General features: G+C 56.1%; 17 protein-coding genes. 14 read left to right on the top strand and 3 right to left on the bottom strand.

Annotated features, from left to right (window positions below; genetic code table 11):
- Positions 1–6 precede the first annotated feature (6 nt).
- Complete coding sequence (locus QMZ18_RS23255) at positions 7–423, bottom strand: VOC family protein (RefSeq protein ID WP_282608754.1); 417 nt, start codon at positions 421–423, stop codon at positions 7–9.
- Between the two features lie 300 nt (positions 424–723).
- On the opposite strand from QMZ18_RS23255, the gene QMZ18_RS23260 reads away from it, so the two are divergent.
- The 7 genes from QMZ18_RS23260 (at position 724) to QMZ18_RS23290 (ending at position 10,515) form a co-directional block, all read left to right on the top strand.
- Positions 724–1,182: a (2Fe-2S)-binding protein gene (locus tag QMZ18_RS23260; RefSeq protein WP_282608755.1), complete on the top strand. Its 459-nt coding sequence runs from the start codon at positions 724–726 to the stop codon at positions 1,180–1,182.
- A 3-nt stretch (positions 1,183–1,185) separates the two neighbouring features.
- The gene (locus QMZ18_RS23265) at positions 1,186–3,363 is read left to right on the top strand and encodes a xanthine dehydrogenase family protein molybdopterin-binding subunit (RefSeq protein WP_282608756.1); all 2,178 of its coding nucleotides are present in this window, start codon (positions 1,186–1,188) and stop codon (positions 3,361–3,363) included.
- 521 nt (positions 3,364–3,884) lie between these two features.
- Complete coding sequence (locus QMZ18_RS23270; RefSeq protein WP_282608757.1) at positions 3,885–4,955, top strand: cytochrome-c peroxidase; 1,071 nt, start codon at positions 3,885–3,887, stop codon at positions 4,953–4,955.
- Between the two features lie 135 nt (positions 4,956–5,090).
- Entirely contained in the window at positions 5,091–5,426 is a 336-nt protein-coding gene (locus tag QMZ18_RS23275; protein WP_282608758.1) for a plastocyanin/azurin family copper-binding protein, read from the top strand.
- Positions 5,427–5,458: 32 nt separating this feature from the next.
- Positions 5,459–7,876: a methyl-accepting chemotaxis protein gene (locus QMZ18_RS23280; protein ID WP_282608759.1), complete on the top strand. Its 2,418-nt coding sequence runs from the start codon at positions 5,459–5,461 to the stop codon at positions 7,874–7,876.
- A 217-nt stretch (positions 7,877–8,093) separates the two neighbouring features.
- On the top strand, positions 8,094–8,672 hold the full coding sequence (locus tag QMZ18_RS23285; RefSeq protein ID WP_282608760.1) for a PAS domain-containing protein: 579 nt from the start codon (positions 8,094–8,096) through the stop codon (positions 8,670–8,672).
- A gap of 322 nt (positions 8,673–8,994) precedes the next feature.
- A complete protein-coding gene (locus tag QMZ18_RS23290) occupies positions 8,995–10,515 on the top strand; it encodes a lytic transglycosylase F (RefSeq protein WP_282608761.1) in 1,521 nt (506 codons plus the stop codon).
- 39 nt (positions 10,516–10,554) lie between these two features.
- Here the strand turns inward: QMZ18_RS23290 and QMZ18_RS23295 are convergent, their stop codons facing one another.
- Together QMZ18_RS23295 and cueR are read right to left on the bottom strand one after the other, a co-directional pair.
- Entirely contained in the window at positions 10,555–12,228 is a 1,674-nt protein-coding gene (locus QMZ18_RS23295; protein ID WP_282608762.1) for a hypothetical protein, read from the bottom strand.
- Positions 12,229–12,402: 174 nt separating this feature from the next.
- Complete coding sequence (gene cueR / locus QMZ18_RS23300) at positions 12,403–12,816, bottom strand: Cu(I)-responsive transcriptional regulator (protein WP_282608763.1); 414 nt, start codon at positions 12,814–12,816, stop codon at positions 12,403–12,405.
- A 1,308-nt stretch (positions 12,817–14,124) separates the two neighbouring features.
- Between cueR and QMZ18_RS23305 the strand changes: the two genes are divergently transcribed.
- The 7 genes from QMZ18_RS23305 (at position 14,125) to QMZ18_RS23335 (ending at position 22,659) form a co-directional block, all read left to right on the top strand.
- A complete protein-coding gene (locus tag QMZ18_RS23305; protein ID WP_282608764.1) occupies positions 14,125–15,072 on the top strand; it encodes an alpha/beta hydrolase in 948 nt (315 codons plus the stop codon).
- Between the two features lie 418 nt (positions 15,073–15,490).
- Positions 15,491–16,708 carry an RtcB family protein gene (locus tag QMZ18_RS23310; RefSeq protein WP_282608765.1) on the top strand — a complete coding sequence of 406 codons (1,218 nt, stop codon included), beginning with the start codon at positions 15,491–15,493 and terminating at the stop codon, positions 16,706–16,708.
- Between the two features lie 145 nt (positions 16,709–16,853).
- Positions 16,854–17,213, top strand: coding sequence for an ADP-ribosylation/crystallin J1 (locus QMZ18_RS23315; RefSeq protein ID WP_282608766.1), 360 nt, complete (start codon positions 16,854–16,856; stop codon positions 17,211–17,213).
- A 45-nt stretch (positions 17,214–17,258) separates the two neighbouring features.
- Complete coding sequence (locus tag QMZ18_RS23320; RefSeq protein WP_282608767.1) at positions 17,259–17,651, top strand: hypothetical protein; 393 nt, start codon at positions 17,259–17,261, stop codon at positions 17,649–17,651.
- A gap of 199 nt (positions 17,652–17,850) precedes the next feature.
- A complete protein-coding gene (locus QMZ18_RS23325; RefSeq protein WP_282608768.1) occupies positions 17,851–18,663 on the top strand; it encodes a nucleotidyltransferase domain-containing protein in 813 nt (270 codons plus the stop codon).
- A 12-nt stretch (positions 18,664–18,675) separates the two neighbouring features.
- Entirely contained in the window at positions 18,676–20,073 is a 1,398-nt protein-coding gene (locus tag QMZ18_RS23330) for a 3' terminal RNA ribose 2'-O-methyltransferase Hen1 (RefSeq protein WP_282608769.1), read from the top strand.
- 9 nt (positions 20,074–20,082) lie between these two features.
- Positions 20,083–22,659, top strand: coding sequence for a polynucleotide kinase-phosphatase (locus tag QMZ18_RS23335; RefSeq protein WP_282608770.1), 2,577 nt, complete (start codon positions 20,083–20,085; stop codon positions 22,657–22,659).
- Positions 22,660–22,685 lie beyond the last annotated feature (26 nt).

The raw sequence follows: 22,685 nt of genomic DNA on the forward strand, positions 1-22,685 counted from the left end.
TTCGATTCAGTCATTCTCGTTGGCGGGAAACTGGATCTCGATCCGGTTGCCGTCCGGATCGCGTACATTGACTTGGGTATTGCCGAGCTCAGGAATGGTTCGGATCGAATGCTCGACACCGTCATTTTCCAGTTTGGCGACAAAGTTTGAAAGGCCGGATGCCATGAAGGCGAAGTGATCGATCTGGCCGTCGGGCGCGCTTTCGTTGCTGGCAACCTCGACCAGATGCAGCGCAGCCCGGTCGCCGCAGTAAAGCCAGGCGCCAGAAAAAGAGAAGGGCGGGCGCGCACCGTCCGTTAGTCCGACGACGTCTTCATAGAAGCGGACCATTTCTGTGAGTTTGCTGGTGCGAATGTTGACGTGGTCGAGATAGGTGAGTGACATGGCGGTCCATTCCCAGTTGTTGTGCCGTGAGTGTCTCACCGCTTTTCGCCCGGTGCCAGAATTTTTGCACGGGGCACTGGTCAAGTTGAGCTGAGGCGCCCATATGGAACTTTACTAATTGCGCCAACGCAGATGCGCGACAAAGGTGGAAAGACAAATTTCAGGTTCGGGACATACCGGCGGTACATCGCGCTTGCGGTTTATCACGTGCTGCCGTCCGCACTGCGGATCCTCCCGTAACTCTGATGGTCTAAAACGCTTCTACTATCCAAAGAATGACCGAACGGCTTGAAAGCATGCCTGCGGACGCCACTCCGCCAGGGCAAACGGAGGTATTCCATGTACGAACTGAAAATAAACGGCGAGACCCGCAGCGTTGATGTCGATGGCGACACGCCGCTGTTGTGGGTGATTCGCGACGAACTAAATCTCACGGGTACGAAATTCGGTTGCGGGGTGGCGGCCTGTGGTGCCTGCACCGTTCATGTGAACGGCGAGCCGACAAGATCTTGTCAGCTTCCGATCGAGGATGCAGCCGGTCTCGAAGTGACCACGATCGAAGGGCTGGATGGCCCTGTAGCGCAGGCCGTGCAAGCCGCTTGGCAGGAGATCGATGTCCCGCAATGCGGGTACTGTCAATCCGGCCAGATTATGCAAGCCATCGGATTGTTGAGCGAGAACCCAAAACCCAGCGATGCGGATATCGACAATTCCATGGCCGGCAACATCTGCCGCTGTGGAACCTATGTGCGTATTCGCGGCGCCATCCATAAGGCTGCCGGAAAGCTGGAGATCTGAATCATGATGAAATCCTTATCGAAAGAAAGTCACACCTCTCGCCGCGGGTTCCTGCTGGGAGCGAGCGGCACGGCGGCGGCATTGGTTGTCGGCTTTCGGCCCGGCAAAGCATCCTTGGCCGCAGGTGGTGACGGCCTTGTTCACAACCCCTTTGTCAGGATCACGCCCGATAACGTTGTCACGGTCATTGCTAAACACTTCGAAACCGGGCAGGGCAGTGCAACTGGGCTTTCGACCCTCGTCGCCGAAGAGCTTGATGCCGATTGGGGGCAGGTGGTCGTCGAATGGGCGCCCGCGGACGCCACGGTCTACAACAATCTTCATTGGGGGGCGTTTCAAGGCACAGGCGGCAGTTCAGCAATAGCCAACTCCTTTATGCAGTATCGCAAGGCAGGTGCGGCAGCGCGCGACATTCTGGTCCGCGCGGCTGCAGGAGCCTGGAAGGTTCCGGCAGTCGAGATCAAGGCCGCGAAGGGACGTTTGATCCACGAAGTCAGCGGACGCGATGCCAGCTTCGGCGAAATGGTGCCTCACGCGGCGGGTTTGCAGGCTGTTGAAGAGCCGACATTGAAAGATCCTGCAAAGTTCGGATTGATCGGCAAGAGCATTCCGCGCAAGGACACCTTGGCCAAGACGACCGGAGAGGCAGTCTTTGCCTTGGACGTCAGGGTGCCGGGCATGGTGACGGCGGTCCTGCAACGGCCACCGAAGTTCGGCGGGAAGGTCGCGTCCTTCGATGCCAGCGAAACCATGAAGGTTCGTGGCGTTGTCGATGTGAAGTCAGTCGAGCGCGGTGTGGCCGTCTATGCCAAGAACACTTGGGCGGCCATTAAAGGCCGTGAAGCCTTACAGGTTGTATGGGACGAGACCGGGGCAGAACTCCGTGGCACTGACGAGATTTTTGCCGACTATGAGGCTCTGGCCAAACAAGCCGGCGCTGTTGCGCGCCAGGACGGTGACGCCGGGACGGCGCTTGCCCAGGCCAGCAAGAAAGTCGCGGCGACCTTTCGCTTCCCGTATCTGGCCCACGCGCCTATGGAGCCGCTCAACTGTGTCATCCGAAGCGATGACCGAAGTGCCGAGGTTTGGACCGGCTCTCAGTTTCCAACTATGGAGCAGGGCGTGACTGCGGCGATTCTTGGTTTAAAACCGGAGCAGGTGAAGATCCATACCGTCTACGCCGGCGGCAGCTTTGGCCGTCGGGCGACCCCCAATGCCGATTATGTCGCAGAAGCTGCCATGGTGGCCAAGGCCATCGATGGCCGCTCGCCGGTCCATCTGGTCTGGACCCGCGAGGACGACATCAGAGGTGGTTTCTATCGGCCGCTGAACCTTCATCGGGTCGAAGCGGGAATCGACGAGCAGGGGCATCCCGTCGGCTGGCATCAACGCATTGTCGGGCAATCGATCCTCGCGGGGACGCCATTCGAGGAGTTTCTGATCAAGGACGGGATCGATGCTACTTCGGTTGAAGGCGCGCAGAATCTCTCCTATTACATGCCTAATATCACAGTGGATCTTCATTCGCCGAAAGTCGGTGTGCCAGTGCTCTGGTGGCGCTCGGTGGGTCATACGCACACCGGTTACTCGACGGAAGTGATGATCGATATGCTGGCCGAGTTAGCTGGTGAAGACCCGGTCGAGTATCGTTTGAAGCACATGAAAGATCACCCTCGCCACCAGGGAGTTCTGAGGCTCGCGGCGGAAAAAGCGGATTGGGGATCTGAACTCCCTGAGGGATGGGCACGTGGCGTTGCTGTCCACGAGTCCTTTAACTCCTATGTAGCCGAGATTGCCGAGATTGCCGTGGAGGACGGCGGCGCAATCAGAGTTAAGCGGATCGTTTGTGCCGTCGACTGCGGTCTGGCGATTAATCCCGATGTGGTTGTCGCACAAATGGAAAGCGGTATCGTCTATGGCCTGGGAACAGCGATCCGCAATGCGGTCACCTTTGACGGCGGCGAAGTCGAACAGGATAACTTTCCCGTATACGAACCGCTGCGTATTTCAGAAATGCCCGAAATCGAGGTTCATATCGTCGCTTCTTCCGAGGCGCCTACCGGTGTGGGTGAGCCCGGCACACCGCCTGTTGCTCCGGCAGTGGCGAATGCGGTCTATGCGGCCAAGGGAGAACGGATATTCACACTTCCGTTTTCGGAAAGCGGCGTCGAGTTCGCTTAGGCTCTGATAGCTCCAAACTATTTATCTGGATGCATCAAAACGGGCGGTGTTCACTGATCTAAACGCCGCCCGTTGTCAATTCAGTGTTTATTGAACGTATGTGACTCATTCCATCTGGTTTATTCGTTCATTACTTATGGTCATGGATTATTGTTTGTATGCGGTAAACTCTGAGTGTCAATAATGGTGCTCTTTCGACTAAATCGAGTTTTATATTTTCTTTTTCCTTTAATTTTGCGCCCCATTCACGATTACCCGCAATAGGTATTTTTCTAAAAAGCGCAAAAACAGTGTGATTTTGAAAGCAAAAGAAATCCGCCAATTTGCTTTGCAGGCTTTCGAATTTTATGAGTTTGCGCTTCTTTGGCGTGTAGTTCTTCTTTTCGCGCTATACGCGGAATTCCCCCTCGTTCCCCTATTTTCGCTTCATAAATTTTTAATCCGAATGATCAAGTTTTGGGCATGAAAATACGCGGTTGTGCATTCGTCGCAATTCTAAATTATCAATCTAGGGGACTGTCATGCAGTCGAGAAAACAGGACGTTATCCGATTTGCTCTAAGTGGAGTTGTTGCGTTGGGGTTAGCTGCGGTTGTGCTGCCTACAATTGCAGCAGAGCAACTTGCAAGCCGCACTGTCGCGGGCGTTGATCCTGCAGAGCTTCAGAAGATGATGGAGCTGAATTCCCGCCCAAAGAGCATTCCCTTTCCCGAAGATAATCCGTACTCCGCGGAAAAGGCCGAGCTTGGCAAGATGCTGTTTTTCGATCCACGTCTCTCGGGAGCGAACCTCATATCTTGTGCTTCTTGCCACAATCCCAGCTTTGGTTGGGAAGACGGTCAGCCGACAGGAGCAGGTCACGGTATGAATCGTCTTGGCCGGCATACGCCCACGATCCTGAATCTCGCCTGGGGAGAACTCTTCATGTGGGACGGACGTATGGACTCCCTTGAGGAACAGGCGCTGGGTCCAATCCAGGCCGGTGTCGAGATGGCGCAGCCGCTTGACGAGCTGATCGCTGAGCTCCAGGGCATTGAGGGTTACCCTGTGCTCTTTGAAGCAGCGTTCCCCGGAGAAGAAATTTCCGGTGATACGATTGGCATGGCGATTGCCACTTACGAACGAACAGTGGTCTCGAACCGTGCACCTTTCGATCTCTGGATCGACGGTGACGAGAACGCCATAAGCGAAAGCGCGAAGCGGGGCTTTGTCGTTTACAATACGACCGCTAACTGTGTCTCTTGCCATTCCGGCTGGAACATGACCGACGACAGCTTTCACGATATCGGTCTGGCATCGGATGACGTTGGCCGTGCGGCTGAGATGAATGACATGCCTGAGTTCAAGCATGCTTTCAAGACGCCTGGTCTGCGCAACATCGTTCAGCGTGCACCTTATATGCACGACGGTTCTCTGGCGACCCTGAGTGAGGTCATCGATCACTATGCAGATGGTTTCGCCCAGCGCCCGAGTCTTTCCGACGAGATGAAGCCATTCAAGCTGAGCGCCGCCGAGAAGCAGGACCTCATTGCCTTCCTGGAAACTCTGACCAGTGACGACGATCCGGTCGAGATACCAATCCTGCCGAACTAACTCTTTGATTGCGAAGATGAAGTCATTTTCGCACGGGAAAGATTCGTAAAATCAAAGGAATAGGGCGCATTCCGTGATCCGTTTTTCACTGAAAACGCCCTGTTTCGCTCAAGACGTAAGTTATGGGAGATAGATATGAAGATCTTCAAAAACAAAGTGATCTCCGCTGCGGCGTTGGCGTTGTTAGCCGCTGCCTTCGGGGCTGTCACGGCAACTGCCTCGACCAACCACACGATCTCTCAGACCGGTAAAAAGTTCTCAGAGAAGAAGATGTCGATCGCGGCGGGTGACAGCATCACCTTTGTGAACGACGACAAGGTCAAGCATAACATCGTGATCAAGAAGATGGACGTGAGCACCGGTATTCAGCAGCCGGGTGAAAAGGTTGATGTTGCCTTTGACGAAAACGGCAAGTTCAAGGTCCGTTGCGGCATTCATCCAAAGATGAAAATTACCGTCGTCGTCAACTGATAGCGGTCGATAAGAGACAAAGAGGGGTTGGAATGTCGCTTGTATACAAGCTTTTCCTGTGTTTTTTCCTGGTCATGCTGATGACCGCCGCCTTGGGTGGTTATGCCCTATACTCGGTGACGGGCATGGGTAACTTGGCGATGGAAATGTATAACAAGCCGCTGATGGCGATTAATTTCGCCCGTGCGGCTGCGACGGACTTTGCGATGATCGATGCGACGGTCGCACGATTGCCGAAGGCTGAGTCGCAAGCGCAGGAACAAACCCTCCTGGAACCTCAACCCCAAGAGCCGTCTCAGTCAAAGACTCAGGTTGAACCCCAGCCTCAATTGCAGCCGCAATCAAAAAACTTGAGTGAGCGGCAACGCCTCGTTCTCAGTGCAGCCGGGATTGATGCCGCCATCATTCGTCTGCTCCAGTTGGATCCGAATAGTTTAAGCGAGCGGCAACGCCTTCTGTTGGATGCTGAGGGGATCGATGCCTCAACATTAGGGTCACAGCCACAGGGCTTGAGCGAGCGTCAGCGGCTTGTGCGTGCGGCCGCCGAGGCTACTCCGGCTCAAATTGAAACCGGGCAAGCTGAAGCACCGGAGCTTGAAGCTGTTGATGCCGATGCCGCCGAAACCGCAGGCTCTGAAGAAACTGCTGGCTCTGACTCTGAAACTGACGTGAGTACTCAAGCGGAGCTGATTGCAGAGTACTTCGAAAATTTTGTCGACAACATCGAAGTCGCAAGCGAGCGCGCCCTATCTGACGAAACACATGACCAGGCCGAGCGTGTAACGACTCTGGTTGCAAAGTGGCAGGAGGAAAACCAAGAGTTTCTGGATGGTGAAGCAGTAAGCTTCATACAGGATCCGGAGCTTGTTGCGGAGATCCAAACTGCCCTGTCGGATCTGGTCGAGGCGACGGCTGGTGAAGGTTTCGAATTCCAGATCACGGCCGAAGAAAAGGTCGGACAGGCACAGGTTATTACGCTGGTGTCCCTGGGCGTTGCCCTGCTTCTCGTATTCGCGATCGTCTTCGTCCTAAACCTGACCGTGGTGAGACCGCTGCGCAAGACTGTGAAAGTCCTGGATGCCTTAACGGCCGGTGATACCTCTGCTGATCTCCAAGTTAAGTCTAACGACGAGATCGGTGCCATTGCGAAGGCGGTTCAGGTCTTCCGTGCAAAGCTCATTGAGGTTAAGCGCATGGAATCCGAACAGGCAGAAATTAAGGCACGTGCCGAGATCGAAAAACGTGAAGCGATTAACCGTCTCCTTGCAAATTTTGAGGAGCGTGTGTCGAGCGTTGTCGAGAATGTGTCCGCTGCGGCCTGTGAACTTCAGTCGACGGCTCAGACCATGACCGACAATGCGGCGCTCGCCGGCGACAGATCGGACAGTGTGGTCAACGCATCTGAGACGATGTCAAACGGCGTCCAGACGGTTGCTGCAGCGACAGAGGAACTTTCAAGTTCGGTCGATGAGATTGACCGGCAGGTCGTACAGTCTTCGGAAATCTCCACTCGGGCGGTGAAGCAGATCGAAGTGACCAACGCGACCGTGCAGGGCCTTGACGAGGCGGCAAAGAAAATTGGTGCGGTCGTGAAGATGATTTCCGATATTACCGAGCAAACCAACCTCCTGGCACTAAACGCGACGATCGAGGCTGCGCGCGCCGGTGAAGCGGGTAAAGGCTTTGCCGTTGTTGCAAATGAGGTGAAGAGCCTGGCGGGTCAGACCGCGAACGCGACGCAGGAGATTTCGGATCAGATCAGCGAGATTCAGGGCGTGACCGGCGAGGCTGTTACGGCAATCCGCGGCATCGGCGAGATCGTCGACCAGATGGATGAAACCGTTTCAACCATCTCGGGAACCGTCCAGCAACAGGGCGCCGCAACGCGTGAGATTGCCTCCAGCGTGGCCAGCACGGCACAAGGCACCGAAAGTGTCTCCAGCAGCATCGTCGAAGTGCGAGGCGTCGTAAGAGAGACTGGTTCCTCGGCGCATCATGTTCTCGAACGCGCGCAGGAACTGATGAAGTCTTCCAGCTCTCTGCGTTCTGAAGTTGCCGCCTTCATCGAAGAGGTCCGCGCGGGATCGAACCAAGGTGAGCCTGCGGGCGAGGCGCTTAAGGAATTTCGCGAGTCTGGCGATGGGAACCGGCGTCAGCATATACGGCATTCCGGAAATTGGGCGGTGAAAATAGATCGTGATGGTGTCGCTACGAGTGGTCGGATCAGCGACCTGTCCCTCGGTGGCGCGCTGATCAAGGCCGAAGGCGAGTTTTCCACAGCCGACCATTTGTTACTTGAGATCGCTGACCTGCCTGAAGTGATAAAGGCGAGTGTTGTCGGAATATCGGGTAAAGGACTTCACATTGGCTTTGACATTTGCGAGGAGACGCGAGGCCTGATCGCTGGATTGTTGGAGCAAACGGAAAGTGATTCTTCCCAGGCCGCATGAAGGATTGGCTAAGCAGGAAATCGATAGGTCGTTTTTTGGGCGGCGGTTACAGAAGTGACCGCCGTTTTCCTTTGCAACATCTCGCGCAGAAACCCGAAAGTTGAATCATAATTGTACATATGGGTTAATCCGTATTTACGATTCGGCTGCGCGCGTTAGATTGGAGCGAGAGTCCAGATGTGGTGATCTGGCAGTCGTGTTGCTACGAGGAATTCTGATGAGCCGCGCCGAGGCTAGAGATCTCGCCGATAAAATAGTCGACTATCTGACAACGGACGCGGGTGGGCATTCGCCTTCGCACTATCTGAACATTCCGATCAACGACCTTGAGCTTGTCCGCGACCCGCTGGAGCGCGACATGCCTGCCGAACAGCTCACTTCAGTACTGCGTTTCTGGTCTCAGCTTCCGAAGATCGACGGCGTACCCGATGTCGTCAAGATCTCACCAGAGGAAGTGCGTCCGGCGCTTGGGTATCTGATATTGCTCGATATTGATGATCAAAACGACGACTTTCGCTACGCACTCTACGGCTCCAGAATTGCTAACGTCTCAGGGTTCGACATGACCGGTAAGGGGATTTGGGACATCGCGACCACCTCAACGGTCCAGAACTTTTTTGCCGCCTGCTATATGGCCGCACGCAGGCTACGTTGCCCCATCTACACCGTCCACGAGGCGCCGCCCGCGATCACAGTGAGCCATTGGCATCGTTTGATCTTGCCCCTTGGGAAGAGCGGCGAGATCAAACGCTTTCTGGTTTGCAACCTGCCAATCTTCAACGGCGAAGTGCGTTGAGCTGAATTCCCGAATGTATTGGCGGAAGGGGTTGTCGCATCGTTTTTGACAGCTCTTGAATTTTTATTCGCGTTAATTCAATCGGTTGACCGATATTCCTGATAAAGAACATTCGATTGCAAAGGTGCTGTGACACAGAGCGACGGCTTGCCGAAGCATCTTGCATCAAGTTCGATGCGGAGAAGGTGCTCTAACCATATGAAATAGAACAAATAATAAACAGACGATCAGACGTGGTTATCTGTCGATTGATCTAGACCTGTTCCGCAAAGCGCGGTTATGCTGTTCGTTTCGGCGGGCGGTTCAACAGGGGAGCTGACTCGTGCTGAGGGGAAAGACTTCGACTTCCGAGAACATCTCGGAGCCTAATGTTGTGCGGCGCGGATTGCCCGTTGCCGTGGGGTTCTGCCTGCTCGTGCTCGGCAATATGCCGGCGCAGGGGCTGGTCGAGACACCAGAAAAGCTGGATCCGCCGGAACGTCCGGCCGGTGAGGCTGAATTGGTGGAAACCTGGACCGGTGATTTCGACGGGATGGTTGAGCGCAATCGGATCCGAGCGCTGGTACCCTATAACAAAGCCTATTATTTTCTCGACCGCGGCCGGCAGCTTGGGCTCGCCTATGAGATGCTCACGGCATTCGAAAACCGGATCAACAAGGACCTTAAGCGTCGCACCGTGAAGGTGCAGGTGGTTTTTGTGCCGGTGCCCCGGGACGAACTGATCGATGGCTTGATCGCGGGACGTGGCGATATTGCCGTGGGCAATCTGACGATCACGCCGGAGCGGGAACAGCTCGTTGATTTTTCGGTGCCTCTGCTGACCGGTGTCGATGAGATTCTCGTTACGGGTCCAGACTTACCGACGCCTGATGGTCTGGAGGCACTATCCGGCCAGCCGCTGCATCTTCGTCCATCCAGCAGCTATTACCAGAGCGTTCGACGCCTCAACGAAACATTGGAGGCCAAAGGCATCCGGCCAATCAAAGTTGTCGATGCAAATGAAAATCTGGAGGATTCAGATCTTCTCGAGATGGTCAACGCGGGCCTGCTGCCAATGGCTATCGTCGATGGCCACAAGGCCGAGTTCTGGGCGCAGACTTTCAAGGAGTTACAGCTCCACCCGGATCTCGCGGTGAGCAGTGGAGGCGAGATTGGTTGGGCCTTTCGCAAAGACAGTCCCAAGCTCAAGGACGTAGTGAACCGTTTCGTCAAGAAGAACAGGAAGGGCACGGTCCTGGGCAACATCCTCTTCAAGAGATATTTGGAGGATACGCGCTACGTACGAAACGCGCTCGATCCCATAGAGCTCGAGAAATTTAATGCGACCGTCAAGTTCCTTCGCAAGTATGCCGGGGAATATGGGTTGGACTGGCTGCTTGTAGGGGCTTTGGGTTATCAGGAATCTTCTCTTGATCAGAGTAAACGCAGTGATGCCGGAGCTATCGGCGTGATGCAGCTGCTGCCCAGTACCGCAAGCGATCCAGTCGTAGGCATAACGAACATAGAGGAGCTGGAGCCGAATATTCATGCCGGCGTGAAGTATCTGCATTTCCTTCACGACCGCTATTTCAAGGTCGACGATATCGACCTGTTCAATCAATGGCTCTTCGCCGCCGCCGCCTACAACGCGGGGCCGGCAAAGGTGAGTAAACTGCGTAAAGAGGCGCGCTCGGCCGGCCTTGATCCGAACAAATGGTTTCGCAATGTCGAACTGATCGCTGCCAAGCGGATCGGCCGCGAAACGGTTCAATACGTCAGCAATATCTTCAAATACTACATTGCCTACAAGTTGATCCTCGAGGCGCAAAATCAGCGCGTCGAGGGCCAGAAAGAAATGCAGTAACATCCTTCAACGGTTGACCGCTGGCTCCGTGAAGGCACGTTATTTGTCGATGTTTTCTTTCAGTATTTCGTTGCCCTTGATCCGCCCGGCAACGATCCACTTGTTCAGCGGTGTATTCGGTCCACCTGAAGAATAATTTTTCAGCGTTGTGTGCCAGATGTAATAGATGCCGTCGGGTTGGCGTTCGACAGTCGAAACCTGAAACTGGTCCCACTTATAGGTCCAGGTGGTTTGCGTGCCGGAAAGCTTGAGGTCACCGCCCAGCGTTACGTCGACCTTGTCGATGTCGATTTCACTGGTCTCGGTTTCGTGGCTTGCGAGGTCTGCGTTGATAACCAGGCGTTCATGATTGTCGATACTATAGCTTGGGTTCGCGAGAGTTGTCCTGGCAACATCGAGCAATTCGGAACTCTTGGAAGCGGCTTCGGGTAGTTTGGACGTATCCAGTGCCGTTGCGCGATCCTGGTCAAACTTTGTCCCCGCGTCTTCTATAGCTGTCAGCATTTGGCGGTGAGCAGCGGGTGGCTCTCTCCCCAGCGATTCGTAGAACTGAATGCCGGAGGTTACGCGCGCACGTTTCTCGTCCAACCTCTTATGCATCTCGTCCCTCATCCCCTCCTGAAGATAGACCCACAGGTCGCTTGGGTTGGTCGGATCACGGTCGGCGTTGGTCGCGGCAAGGCTGGTGCGAATATCTTCAATCCCGCGGTCGAGACTGACCGTCATTCCCTCAAGTTGTCTGCCTAAATCTTTCAATTGAGAGTCAGCGAAACCGTAGAGACGATCGAGATCTGTGTGATCGTAGGCGTCATGGGGCGGTGTGCCGGTGGTAAAGGGCAGATAGGCTATCGGTGCAATCTGCTCGATTTCCTTTTTCGCACCTTGAGCAACCGGATGCAGTTTTCTGCCGGCTGCGACCCATGCATCGGCCTGCGCCCGGGTAAAGGGGGCGTCGAGCACACCGGGCAAGGGTGCGCCACGTAAAGCCGCCTCAATCTTGGCGAGGCGCTGTTGCACATCACCGAGCTGTGCAAGCTGTGCCTTCGCGCGGGCTACCTCAGCCGTGGCCGCTTCGCTCAGCGCTTGATACTCCTGACGGGCCTTCTGGACATCAGGGTCGTCGATCTGCGGATAGCGTTTGATCGCGGCGGAGAACTGGTCGAACCGCTTCTTCAACTGCGCGAGATTTTGCTGCGCCTGCAGGTGAGATGGGCCTTCAGTCACGATGTTGTCGCGCACGTTTGCAAGATCGCGTGCCAGTTTTTTGACCCGCACCCGTTCTCCGGACACAAGCGGCCGCACATCAGGCTGCTGTGCGGCGGAATTACGGCCCTTGGCTTGCGCGGGTTGTGTCGTTTGTCCGCCAACTGTCCCGCTTTGACTCGGCACCTTCTGCGGCGTCGTGGCAGTGGCTGGTTCGATCAGGTTTTTGAGCTGGCTGCGGAGGCCGGAGAGCCGTTGATCGGCCTCTTTCCAAGAGGCGTGGTCTTGGTTCGCCGAGCTGTCGAGCCGATCGCGTGTGATCGTCATTAGCTTGAGTAAGCGCCGGACATTCGACCTTCGTGCGGCCGTCAAGCCTTGCGCCTGTTGTTCGAAGCGCACGATATCGGAGAGAGAGTTCTTGATAATATTGTCAGCAGGGTCGGCTGCTTGCACGATGCCGATTGCACTGAAAATCAAAATTGCCGCGAAATAATGATGAAAACGAAACATAAAACCACCCGAGCCGAAAACGCCTGCAAAGACGTTATTAGACCCTTCTTCCGCTTTTTATGGGAAGCGAAAGATGCAGCCTTTTCAAAACGCGGGATGTTTTGGTGCGAGAAAGCCCAACTGGTGAGGAAAGGAATTGTACTCTGGATTGAAGCGATCAGGAAAAATCTCTCTCTAAACGCGACTGCTCCTTGCTGTCTCCGCATCGCCGGCAAGGTCATTCAGGATCGGACAATCTGGTCTGTGGTCGCCGTGACAGGTCTCGACGAGTTGAGACAGGGTGTCGCGCATACCGGCCAACTCCCGGATTTTTAATTCAATTTCTTCCAGATGCGTCTCAGCCAGAGCGCGAACGTCAGCACTGGTTCGATCTGGATCGTCATAGAGTGAGAGCAGGGTGCGGCATTGCTCGACGGTAAAACCGAGGCTCCGCGACCGCTGAATAAATCTGAGTTTATGGATTTCCTGCCCGCCGTAGTCGCGATAGCCGTTTTCACGGCGACCTGACTGCACCAGCCCGATGTCCTCGTAGTATCGGATGGTTTTGGCCGGCAGGCCGCTCAAATCGGACGCTTCACCAATCTTCATGTGATGACTCCAGCCGCAAGAGCAATCGTGCGCAATGCCTGACGCGCCGAAGACGCTCTAACCATATGAAACAGGGCAGCTTATCAGTAGATAATCGAATCCGGTTATCTGTTGGCTACTCTAGGCAGTTGGTTCGAGCAGGCCGATTCTGCTCTGCTCACTGTCCTATCTTAAACTTTCCAGTATCTGGAAGGTCAAGCTATTCCGCGTCTTTATTTCGCTCTGCGTTCCGGCAAATGCGGGCCTGAATTCGAATCTCACGCTGAAGCCGGAGTGTCAGAAAGAGGATCGACAGCCATTTCACGGCTGTAATTAGCAGATACATTGCGGAGCCTCCCCACAACCATGGGAAAACAGACTAGCATTAAGGCTCGCGCCCGCTTGTCTCTGCGGCATGTTTGCCGAATCTCCCGCCTTCTTAGTCGAATACCACATCCTGTGACCTCGCCGACTATCTGACTGTTGTTGTCTTAACTGACGCGTCAGATCTATGTTGTGCCACCTCCCGGCACCTGGGATTGCTCAGAACATCGGTTTTCCCGTGAGTGTTAGCACCTTGCATCGGCTGATCGCTGCACTTTACAGCGGGCCGTCAAATGGAACCGGATTGAGAAAAAACGCCAAACAAGCGTCATTAATCGTGGCAACGATTCAGACACTTCTTCAGCTTAAGCTAAAATTCCCTTACCAGCTCACTTTACTTAGTTAAGACAGGGCACTTGTTCTTTTTTGCCAGGAAAGCCGTTTAATTCTATTGCGGGTAGTTCTTCGTTTTTACATCACTGAATATTGAAACGACCGGTACAATAAAACTGCTTCAAAGCCGCCGTCTTGTTTTCCTCGGAAACGTAATCAATGTTTCAATCTCTGCAATCAACGTATTCTACCCTTATTTTTATTAAGGCTTTATTGGTTTTGGATGTCAAGGCTAGGCATTCACCAGAAGCGTGATTTGTTGATAAATAGGTGCGACTACGCTTACCTTGCGTACAAACAATCGTTTTTTAAGGTATCTGTCCTGCTATCATAACAATGCCGCATAGAGTGTATTTATTACTTCGGTGATTATTTTTGGTAGAATTATTTATTTGTGATCGAATCGTTCGACCCGAAATTGTTCTGGAGGATTGCATCCAATGTCGTCTGACGTTCGTACCTTTTTTAAGAGAATGCCCGGTGCTCAACTCGGCGTGAGATGATGAGACGTCTCATTGGAACGGAAGTTCGGTACATTATCTTTAATGGGCTTCGGAGATTGAACGACCCCAGTTGTCGAGCTGTAGATATGTCGAGGAGTTGCGCGGGACTATGAGCTGGCTGTGTTTGAATTGGCGATTAAACGGGCAAGGTCTTTGTTTTGCATTGCTCCTTCTTTTTGTTGCTCCGGCCTGTTCGCCTCTAACGCTTGTCGACGCCACGCTTCCAGAAGGCGCCTGGCGGCAGCTGGACGCGATTGGCTACGGTGAAGATCCGCGTCAGACGGTTGACGTGTATCTGCCGGCTGACGACGCGCCCAAGGGATTATTGGTCTTTTTCTATGGTGGTGGCTGGGATAGCGGCGACAAATCCGACTACCGCTTTGTCGCGGCTGCTTTTACAGCTGCCGGCTATGCGGTTGCCATTCCCGATTATCGTCTCTATCCGCAGGTGCGTTATCCTGACTTTCTGCAAGATGCTGCAGGGGCTGTCAGTGCACTTGCCGCACATCCTGATCTGAGCACGTTGGTGCCTGAACGCACCTTTATTGCGGGGCATTCGGCCGGCGCCTGGATAACGGTTATGCTGGCGCTTGAGGAACGTTGGTTGCAGTCGGGCGGTGTTGATCCAAATCAGCTGGCCGGGGTTGTTGGTTTGGCCGGGCCCTATGATTTTGATCCGCGGCTTTACCGGACCACTCGGCAGTCGTTCGGTCACGTCAAAGCGATTGAGTTGACCCAGCCGGTCAATTTTGCGCGGGCGGGTGGGCCGCCGCTTCTCTTGGTCCACGGTGCAGCAGACACAACGGTTGAGGCGGTTGACAGCCGTATTCTTGCGGAACGTATTCAAGCTGCTGGGGGGCGTGCGGACTATCAATTCTACGATGACATCGGGCATTCCCGGTTGGTCGGAGCCTTAGCGCCACAACTGACGTGGATCGCCCCGGTTCAGGCCGATATGCTGACGTTCATGGATGAACGATTGGCAGACCAAACCCGGGGCGTTGCGGGCGCGAGAACATTGAACTCGCCTGCCGCAGTGAAGAGCGATGCTCGGTAACACTGGAGTTGCCGACAGTGCCGCCTCCGTAAAACTAATTTGTACCGAGACAAAAACAGACTTGACTTTCTTCACCGACCTAGGCAGCCTCTCGCCTCTTAGTTGAGTTGCCGCGACCTCGTTGGGCGCGGCTTTGTGAAACCAGGATGAGATCAATGAGCCCGACCTTATATCAAGGCGTCAATTCCAACATGCAATTCCACGGCAAACGCCTGGCAGATACTGCATGGGAAATTGCATGCCTACGGGAGGGTGGGAGATCACTGCGGTAACAAGATAAGCGCAGTCTCCGGTTTCGACAAACACCCTCCCAAGCACAGGCTTCGGGAGGGTTTTTTATTTTTTGGCCGAACTGCGCGACGAAACGAAGAGGCGCGTTCGGGATGTTCCGCCAAGAAGGTGGAAGAGGAGATAGAGCATGAGTGGCTTTGAAATTATCGAGACGGGACGCGCCGTCGTGAAGATGTGGACCAAAGGTGTGCCGGTTGATGATTCGGCGCGCCGACAGCTCACCAACGTCGCTCGGCTTCCCTTCGTGCACAGCCATGTTGCTGTCATGCCGGACGTCCATTTCGGCCGGGGAGCGACCGTCGGCAGCGTGATCGCAACCAAAGGCGCAATCATTCCTGCCGCCGTCGGTGTCGACATCGGCTGCGGTATGATGGCGGTGCAAACCAGCCTGACAGCAGAACAATTGCCTGATTCTCTTGTCGAAATCCGCTCTACCATCGAACGGACCGTGCCGCATGGCGGCACCGGTAAGAAGGGTGGCTGGAAGGACGAGATCCCCTCGCGCGTGTCGAAACGCTTCCGTGACAGCGGCCTGGGCGAAGGCCTGGGTCGGATTGAAAGCAAGCATCCGGCGGTCGCCGGGGCGAACTCGGTGGTTCACTTAGGGTCGCTTGGTGCAGGCAACCATTTCATCGAGCTGTGTCTCGATGAAGCAGGCAAGGTCTGGATCATGCTGCACTCCGGATCGCGGGGCGTAGGCAACCGGATCGGCACCTACTTCATTCATGAAGCGCGGAAGTCGATCGAGAAAAAGGTGTTGGGCCATGAACTGCCCGACCGTGACCTGGCCTACTTCATCGAGGGCGAAGACGAACTCTTCGATGACTACCTCGAAGCGGTGCTGTGGGCACAGGATTTCGCCCGGGTGAACCGGGAGGTGATGATGGAGCGGATCCTTGTTGCGATCCGCCCGTTGCTGCCGCCCTTCACCACGACGAAGCAGGCCGTCAACTGCCACCACAACTACGTGGCGAACGAGCGGCACTTCGACGCAGACGTTTGGCTGACCCGGAAGGGGGCTGTTTCGGCCCGTGAGGGGCAACTCGGAATTATTCCGGGATCGATGGGGGCGAAGTCCTTCATCGTCCGGGGACGGGGCAATGCGGAGTCCTTTCACTCCTGCAGTCACGGTGCCGGACGGACCATGAGCCGGACGGCTGCCAAGGCGAAGTTCACTTTGCAGGATCATCTCGATGCGACTGCAGGCGTGGAGTGCCGGAAGGACCGGGGTGTCTTGGATGAAACGCCTCGGGCCTACAAGAACATCGACGCAGTCATGGCCGCTCAGGCCGATCTGGTCGATGTGGTCCATACCCTGAAGCAGGTTGTCTGCGTGAAGGGGTGAGGCCGACCCGCAAACGAATGCCCCCGTTCGTTTGCGAAACAGAAGGCGGTGCCGCCGGGTCAATCCGGACCCGGCGGCCGCAGGGCGAAAAATGAACCCGGCAGCCGTAAAAAAACCAATGCGTGAGAGGAGAGGGAGCGGAGTGATGAAACTATGGCGTCCCGTTGGGCAGAGAGAACTCGCGAAGATCGAGGCTGTGGACATGAAGGGTTTTCCGCCCCGCTTGCCCGAGCAGCCGATTTTCTACCCGGTCCTGAGTTTCGATTATGCCGAAAAGATTGCCCGCGATTGGAATTCGACCTCGGCCGATCACGATCACGTCGGTTTTGTGACCGAGTTTGAAGTCGATGATGGCTTTGCCGAGTCCTTTGAGGCCAATGAAGCCGGTGGCTCGGCACACCGCGAGCTTTGGGTTCCCGCGGAGGAACTCGAGGCTTTGAATAGAAACTTGCTGGGGCCGATCGCGGTCGTGGCGGCCTACCACAAAGGTGAACGCGTTAGGTAGGCGATGGAGGAACGGCCGTCGAGAGGCGGCTGTATGGAGGCTGTAATGTGTGATGCAAGTTTGGCGAGCCAGGTCGTGAACGATCAGAACTATGGTTTCTGTGGAATCTGCGGGGTTGAGGTGCCGCTGCTTTCCCAGGACCAGGTGACGGCGATCGAACGGACCTGCAGTTCTGCCTTGGAGAAAGTCCGGGCTTACCGTGCGGCGCACGGCGGCCCGGACGCCCAGGTGCCTCAGGCCGAGCTTTTCGCACCGGTCTATGAAAAGCATCTGGCCTTAACCGGTGTTGACCTGCGCGGGGTCAGTACCTCGGCGCACCACATCCTGGTGCACCAGAAGTCCTGTCTCGGCCCGCCCTGCTGGAGCTGCGGCAAACTGCTGCGGTCTCAGTATGACCGGCACTGCAGCGAATGCGGGGCCGAAAAGAACCTGGGATAACGAAACTGGGTTAGCGCTTGGCGCTTAAGATTGCACGGCAGCATCGGTCAGCACCAATTGAGCGATGCTGCTGTCATTCCCGGCCACGCCGAAGTGGCCGTGTAATTGCTTCTGACGGTCAAGTGAAGTGAAAGGGAACAGCAACAGATTTCGGTTAAGGTCAGTGTCAGGATGTTTTGGGGAAAGAGAGTTCGGCGTTGTGATCGATCCAACTATTCAAAATGAAATTCAGCGGCAGCTCGATCAAGTCGAGTTAAACTATCACGTCCAGATTTTACTCGCCGTCGAGTCAGGAAGCCGTGCCTGGGGTTTCCCGTCACCCGATAGCGATTACGACGTGCGGTTTCTCTATGTGCATCGGCCGGAGTGGTACCTGACAATCGAGCCTGGCCGTGACGTGATTGAGCTTCCGATCGAGGACGAGTTGGACATTAACGGCTGGGACTTGAAAAAGGCTCTACAGCTTTTAATCAAGCCCAACCCCGTGCTGCATGAATGGTTGGGTTCGCCCATTATTTATCGCAGTGATCAGGCCTTTGTATCGGCAATGCGGTCATTGGCAGATCGCACGCTGCACCACACGCCAGCGCGGTATCATTATCTTAAGCTCGGTGAGAAGCAGTGGAACCGCTTTATTGCCGGCAAGGATGATGTCTCAATCAAGAAGTACTTTTACGCCTTGCGGCCGGCGCTGGCTTTGCGTTGGCTGCGGCACAATCCCGATCAGCGGGTGCCAATGTCCGTTCCCGAGCTTCGGCCAGGCTGCGGCCTGCCGGGCGAAGTTTCGAACTTCCTGGACGATCTCCTCGAACGCAAACGTATCACCAGGGAGTTGGGCAACGGGCTGCGTATTCCGCTGCTTGACGACTTCATCACCGAAGAATTTGACCTTGCCCGCGCGCCGGGTCAGGAGCTTTTTTCGCCACCTCAACGCCTGATCGATGATGCCAACAAGATCTTCCAGTCTTTCCTGGGCTTCGAGAAAGAAGTTCCAGACCAGACTGGGTCATGAAGAGTTAGATAAATGTTGCTGACCATAACAACCACTCACCGACCGGCGACGGATCTGGGTTACCTGTTGCACAAGAACCCGGGTTCGTTGCATGCGCGCGAACTCGCCTTCGGCAAGGCGCATCTCTTTTACCCGGAAGCCTCTGTAGAGCGTTGTACGGCCGCACTGCTACTGGATGTCGATCCGGTTCGGCTAGTGCGCGGCCGGGAAGGGGCGTGGCAGGGCGGCGCTTTCGGACAGTATGTCAACGATCGGCCCTACGTGGCTTCGTCCTTTCTTTCCGCGGCGATCTCCAAGCTGCTCGGCACGGCCCTGGCCGGCCGCTCTAAGGAGCGACCCGAGCTTGCCAAGATAGCCATTCCGCTTCAGGTTTGTATCACTCCCTTGGCCTGTCGAGACGGGAGTGATCTTCTGGAACGGCTTTTCGGGCCTCTGGGTTACGAGGTTGAGGTTGAAACCCATCCGTTGGATCCGGCCTTTCCCGATTGGGGCGACAGTCAATACGTCACGGCCACCTTGCGAGCAAGCCAACGGATCACCGACCTGTTGACGCACCTTTTCGTGCTGGTGCCGGTGCTTGATAATCAGAAGCACTACTACGTCGGCAACGACGAAGTGGAGAAGTTGCTCGCCAAGGGCACGGGCTGGCTGGACGATCATCCCGATAAGGACCTGATCGTGCGACGCTACCTGCGCCATCAACGCGGCTTGACCCGGGCGGCATTGGAAGGTCTGGCCTCCCGCGAAGAGCCACAGACCGGAGAAGTCCAGGAAGTTCTGGATGCGCCGGAAGAGGAGCTGGAAAAGCCGATCCGGCTGAACGAACTGCGTATGGAAACCGTGACCCGCACGCTGCTGGATGCTGGCGCGACCAGCGTGTTGGACCTTGGCTGCGGCCAGGGGAGGTTGCTGCGCAACCTGCTCAAGGAAAAGCAGTTCACCCGCATAGCAGGACTGGATGTGGCGCCCAAGGTGCTGCAACAGGCCGAGCGGCGCCTGCGCCTGGAGCGTATGCCTGACCGTCAGCGCGCGCGGATCGAATTGCTGCAGGGTTCCATGCTCTATCGTGATCAGCGTATGAAGAACTTCGATGCGCTGGCGGCAGTTGAGGTCATTGAGCATCTGGAGCCAGAGCGCCTGCCGGCTTTCGAGCGGGTGGTTTTTGCCGAGGCTCAGTCGCCGACCGTGGTTATCACCACGCCTAATCGGGAATACAACGCGACCTTTGAGGATATGGAGCCGGAGCGGTTGCGACATCCGGATCACCGCTTCGAATGGACCCGTGCGGAATTTGAGAGCTGGGCGAAGGGCGTGGCGGAGCGTAACGATTATCAGGTCGAGTTCGACGGTATTGGCCAACTTCATGAAGAACATGGTGCGCCGACCCAGATGGCCGTTTTTTCCAGGTAGGTTTTTTTGATGACTGATAAGAACAGAATTAACATCCCGGAGTACTGCATGGTGCTGCTGGTCGGGCCGACCGGCTGCGGAAAGTCGACCTTTGCCGCGCGCCATTTCCAATCGACGGAGGTGATTTCCTCTGACCGCTGCCGGGGGATCGTGTCCGACGATGAGAACGACCTGGAGGCGACCCATGATGCATTTGAGCTTCTGAACTATACGGCAGAGGCTCGCCTCAAACGTCGCCGTCTGACCGTGATCGACGCTACGAATGTGCGCTCGGAAGACCGGCGTAGCCTGATCGATCTGGCCAAGCGCTACCATGCACTGGTGGTTGCCTTCGTCTTCGACGTGCCGGAGGCGCTGTGCCATGAGCGAAACGCACTACGTCCGGATCGGAACTTTGGACCGCATGTCGTGCGTAACCACATACGTTCGCTCCGTCGCGGCCAACGGCGTATGGATCGTGACGGAATCCGATTTATCTACCGCTTCAAGACTGAGGAGGAAGTCGATGCGGTTGAAATCGCACGCGATCGCCTCTGGGTCGATAGGCGTGACGAGCAGGGGCCCTTCGACATCATCGGCGATATTCACGGTTGCGCGAGCGAGTTGGAGCAACTTCTGGAGAAGCTCGATTACGACGTGACTCTGGACGAGACCAGTGGCGAGCGACGCTACAACGTCACTGCGCCGGAGGGCCGGCGCGTAATCTTCCTTGGTGATCTGGTCGACCGGGGGCCGCGGGTGCCGGATGTTCTGCGGATTGCAAAATCCATGGTCGATGACGGTATCGCGCGCTGCGTTCTGGGCAATCACGAGGCCAAACTGGGCCGGGCGATGCGTGGGCGCAACGTGAAGCTGACGCATGGCCTCGCTGAGACCATGGAGCAATTCGAAAGCGAGAGCGACGCCTTCAAGAAGGAAATGCTGCGATTCATCGATGGCCTGATCAGTCATTTTGTGCTGGACGATGGTCGTCTGGTTGTTGCCCATGCGGGCTTGCGCGAAGAAATGCAGAACCGATCTTCGGGCAAGGTGCGGGCCTTCGCAATGTATGGCGAGACTACGGGTGAAACCGACGATTTCGGTCTGCCGATCCGCTTCGACTGGGCATCCGAATACAGGGGAAAGGCGCGGGTGGTCTACGGCCATACACCGGTGCCTGAGGCGGAGTGGGTCAACAACACCATCTGCATTGATACCGGTTGCGTGTTTGGCGGCAAACTGACGGCGCTGCGCTACCCGGAAATGGAGCTGGTCGAAGTGCCGGCTGAGCGGACCTACATGGAACCCGCGCGACCGTTGAATCCGGTGAGTGAGGTGGCCACTGACCCCAATGCGGCACCGGATGCCTTGCTGGACCTGGAAGATGTCACGGGCAAGCGGATCATCTCGACCCGTCTCCGCCGGGCCGTCACACTGCGTGAGGATCAGAGCGCGGCGGCCCTGGAGGTCATGAGCCGGTTCGCAATCGATCCACGATGGCTGATCTACCTGCCACCGACCATGTCTCCGTCCGAGACTTCGGCGCGCGAAGGTTTTCTGGAGCATCCAGAGGATGCTCTGCGATACTTCAAGGCGCAGGGGGTAGATACCGTAGTCGCCCAGGAAAAGCACATGGGCTCGCGCGCTGTGCTGGTGATTACCCGTGATGAGACTGTGGCTTTGCGGCGTTTTGGGATCGAGAGTGAGGCACTGGGTGCGATTTACACCCGCACGGGCCGCCCATTCTTCTATGACCCGACAGTGGTTAGAGGAATTCTCGCACGGGTGTCAGAGGCGGCCGAGCGCTGCGGTCTTTGGGATGCTCTTGAGACCGATTGGCTCTGTCTAGACGCCGAGATCATGCCCTGGTCGGTCAAGGCGCAGTCCTTGATTGAGCACCAGTACGGCGCTGTCGGTGCGGCGGCCAACGCAGCTTTGCAGGCGGCGCTCGCGGCGGTTCAGCACGGGGTCGCGCGCGGCCTGGATCTGAATACGCTGCAGGAGAAGACGGCATCACGACTGGAAAACGCAGACGCCTACCGTAAGGCCTATGGGCACTACGTATGGCCGGTGGAGAAGCTTGAGGACCTGCGTATTGCGCCGTTCCATCTACTTGGGAGTGAAGGTGCGGTGCATGACGACAAGTCGCACCGTTGGCACATGGAACAACTGCGCCTGCTCTGCGAGGCGGACAATGGCTTGTTGTTCCAAACCGATCACCGCTTTATAGACCTGTCCGACGAGGCGCGGGTTCAGGCTGCCTGCGATTGGTGGCTGGAGATGACCGCACAAGGCGGTGAAGGTATGGTGGTAAAGCCGATGGACTATGTGACCCGTGGCCCCCGCGGTTACGTGCAGCCGGCGGTAAAGTGCCGTGGCCGGGAGTATCTGCGGATCATCTACGGTCCGGACTACGATCGGCCTGAGCACTTGACGCGCCTGCGGCGTCGCGGGCTGGGACGCAAGCGGGCTCTTGCTCTGCAGGAATTTGCGCTCGGTATCGAGGCGCTTGAGCGCTTTGCCAAGCGTGAGCCGCTGCGCCGGGTGCACGAATGCGTCTTCGGCGTGCTGGCCATGGAGAGCGAGGCGGTGGATCCTCGATTGTAGTGTAGTACGAGCAGAGCTAGGGGACG

This window comes from Pelagibius sp. Alg239-R121 (assembly GCF_947331435.1).
In the GTDB taxonomy this organism is placed as follows: Bacteria; Pseudomonadota; Alphaproteobacteria; order Kiloniellales; family Kiloniellaceae; genus Denitrobaculum.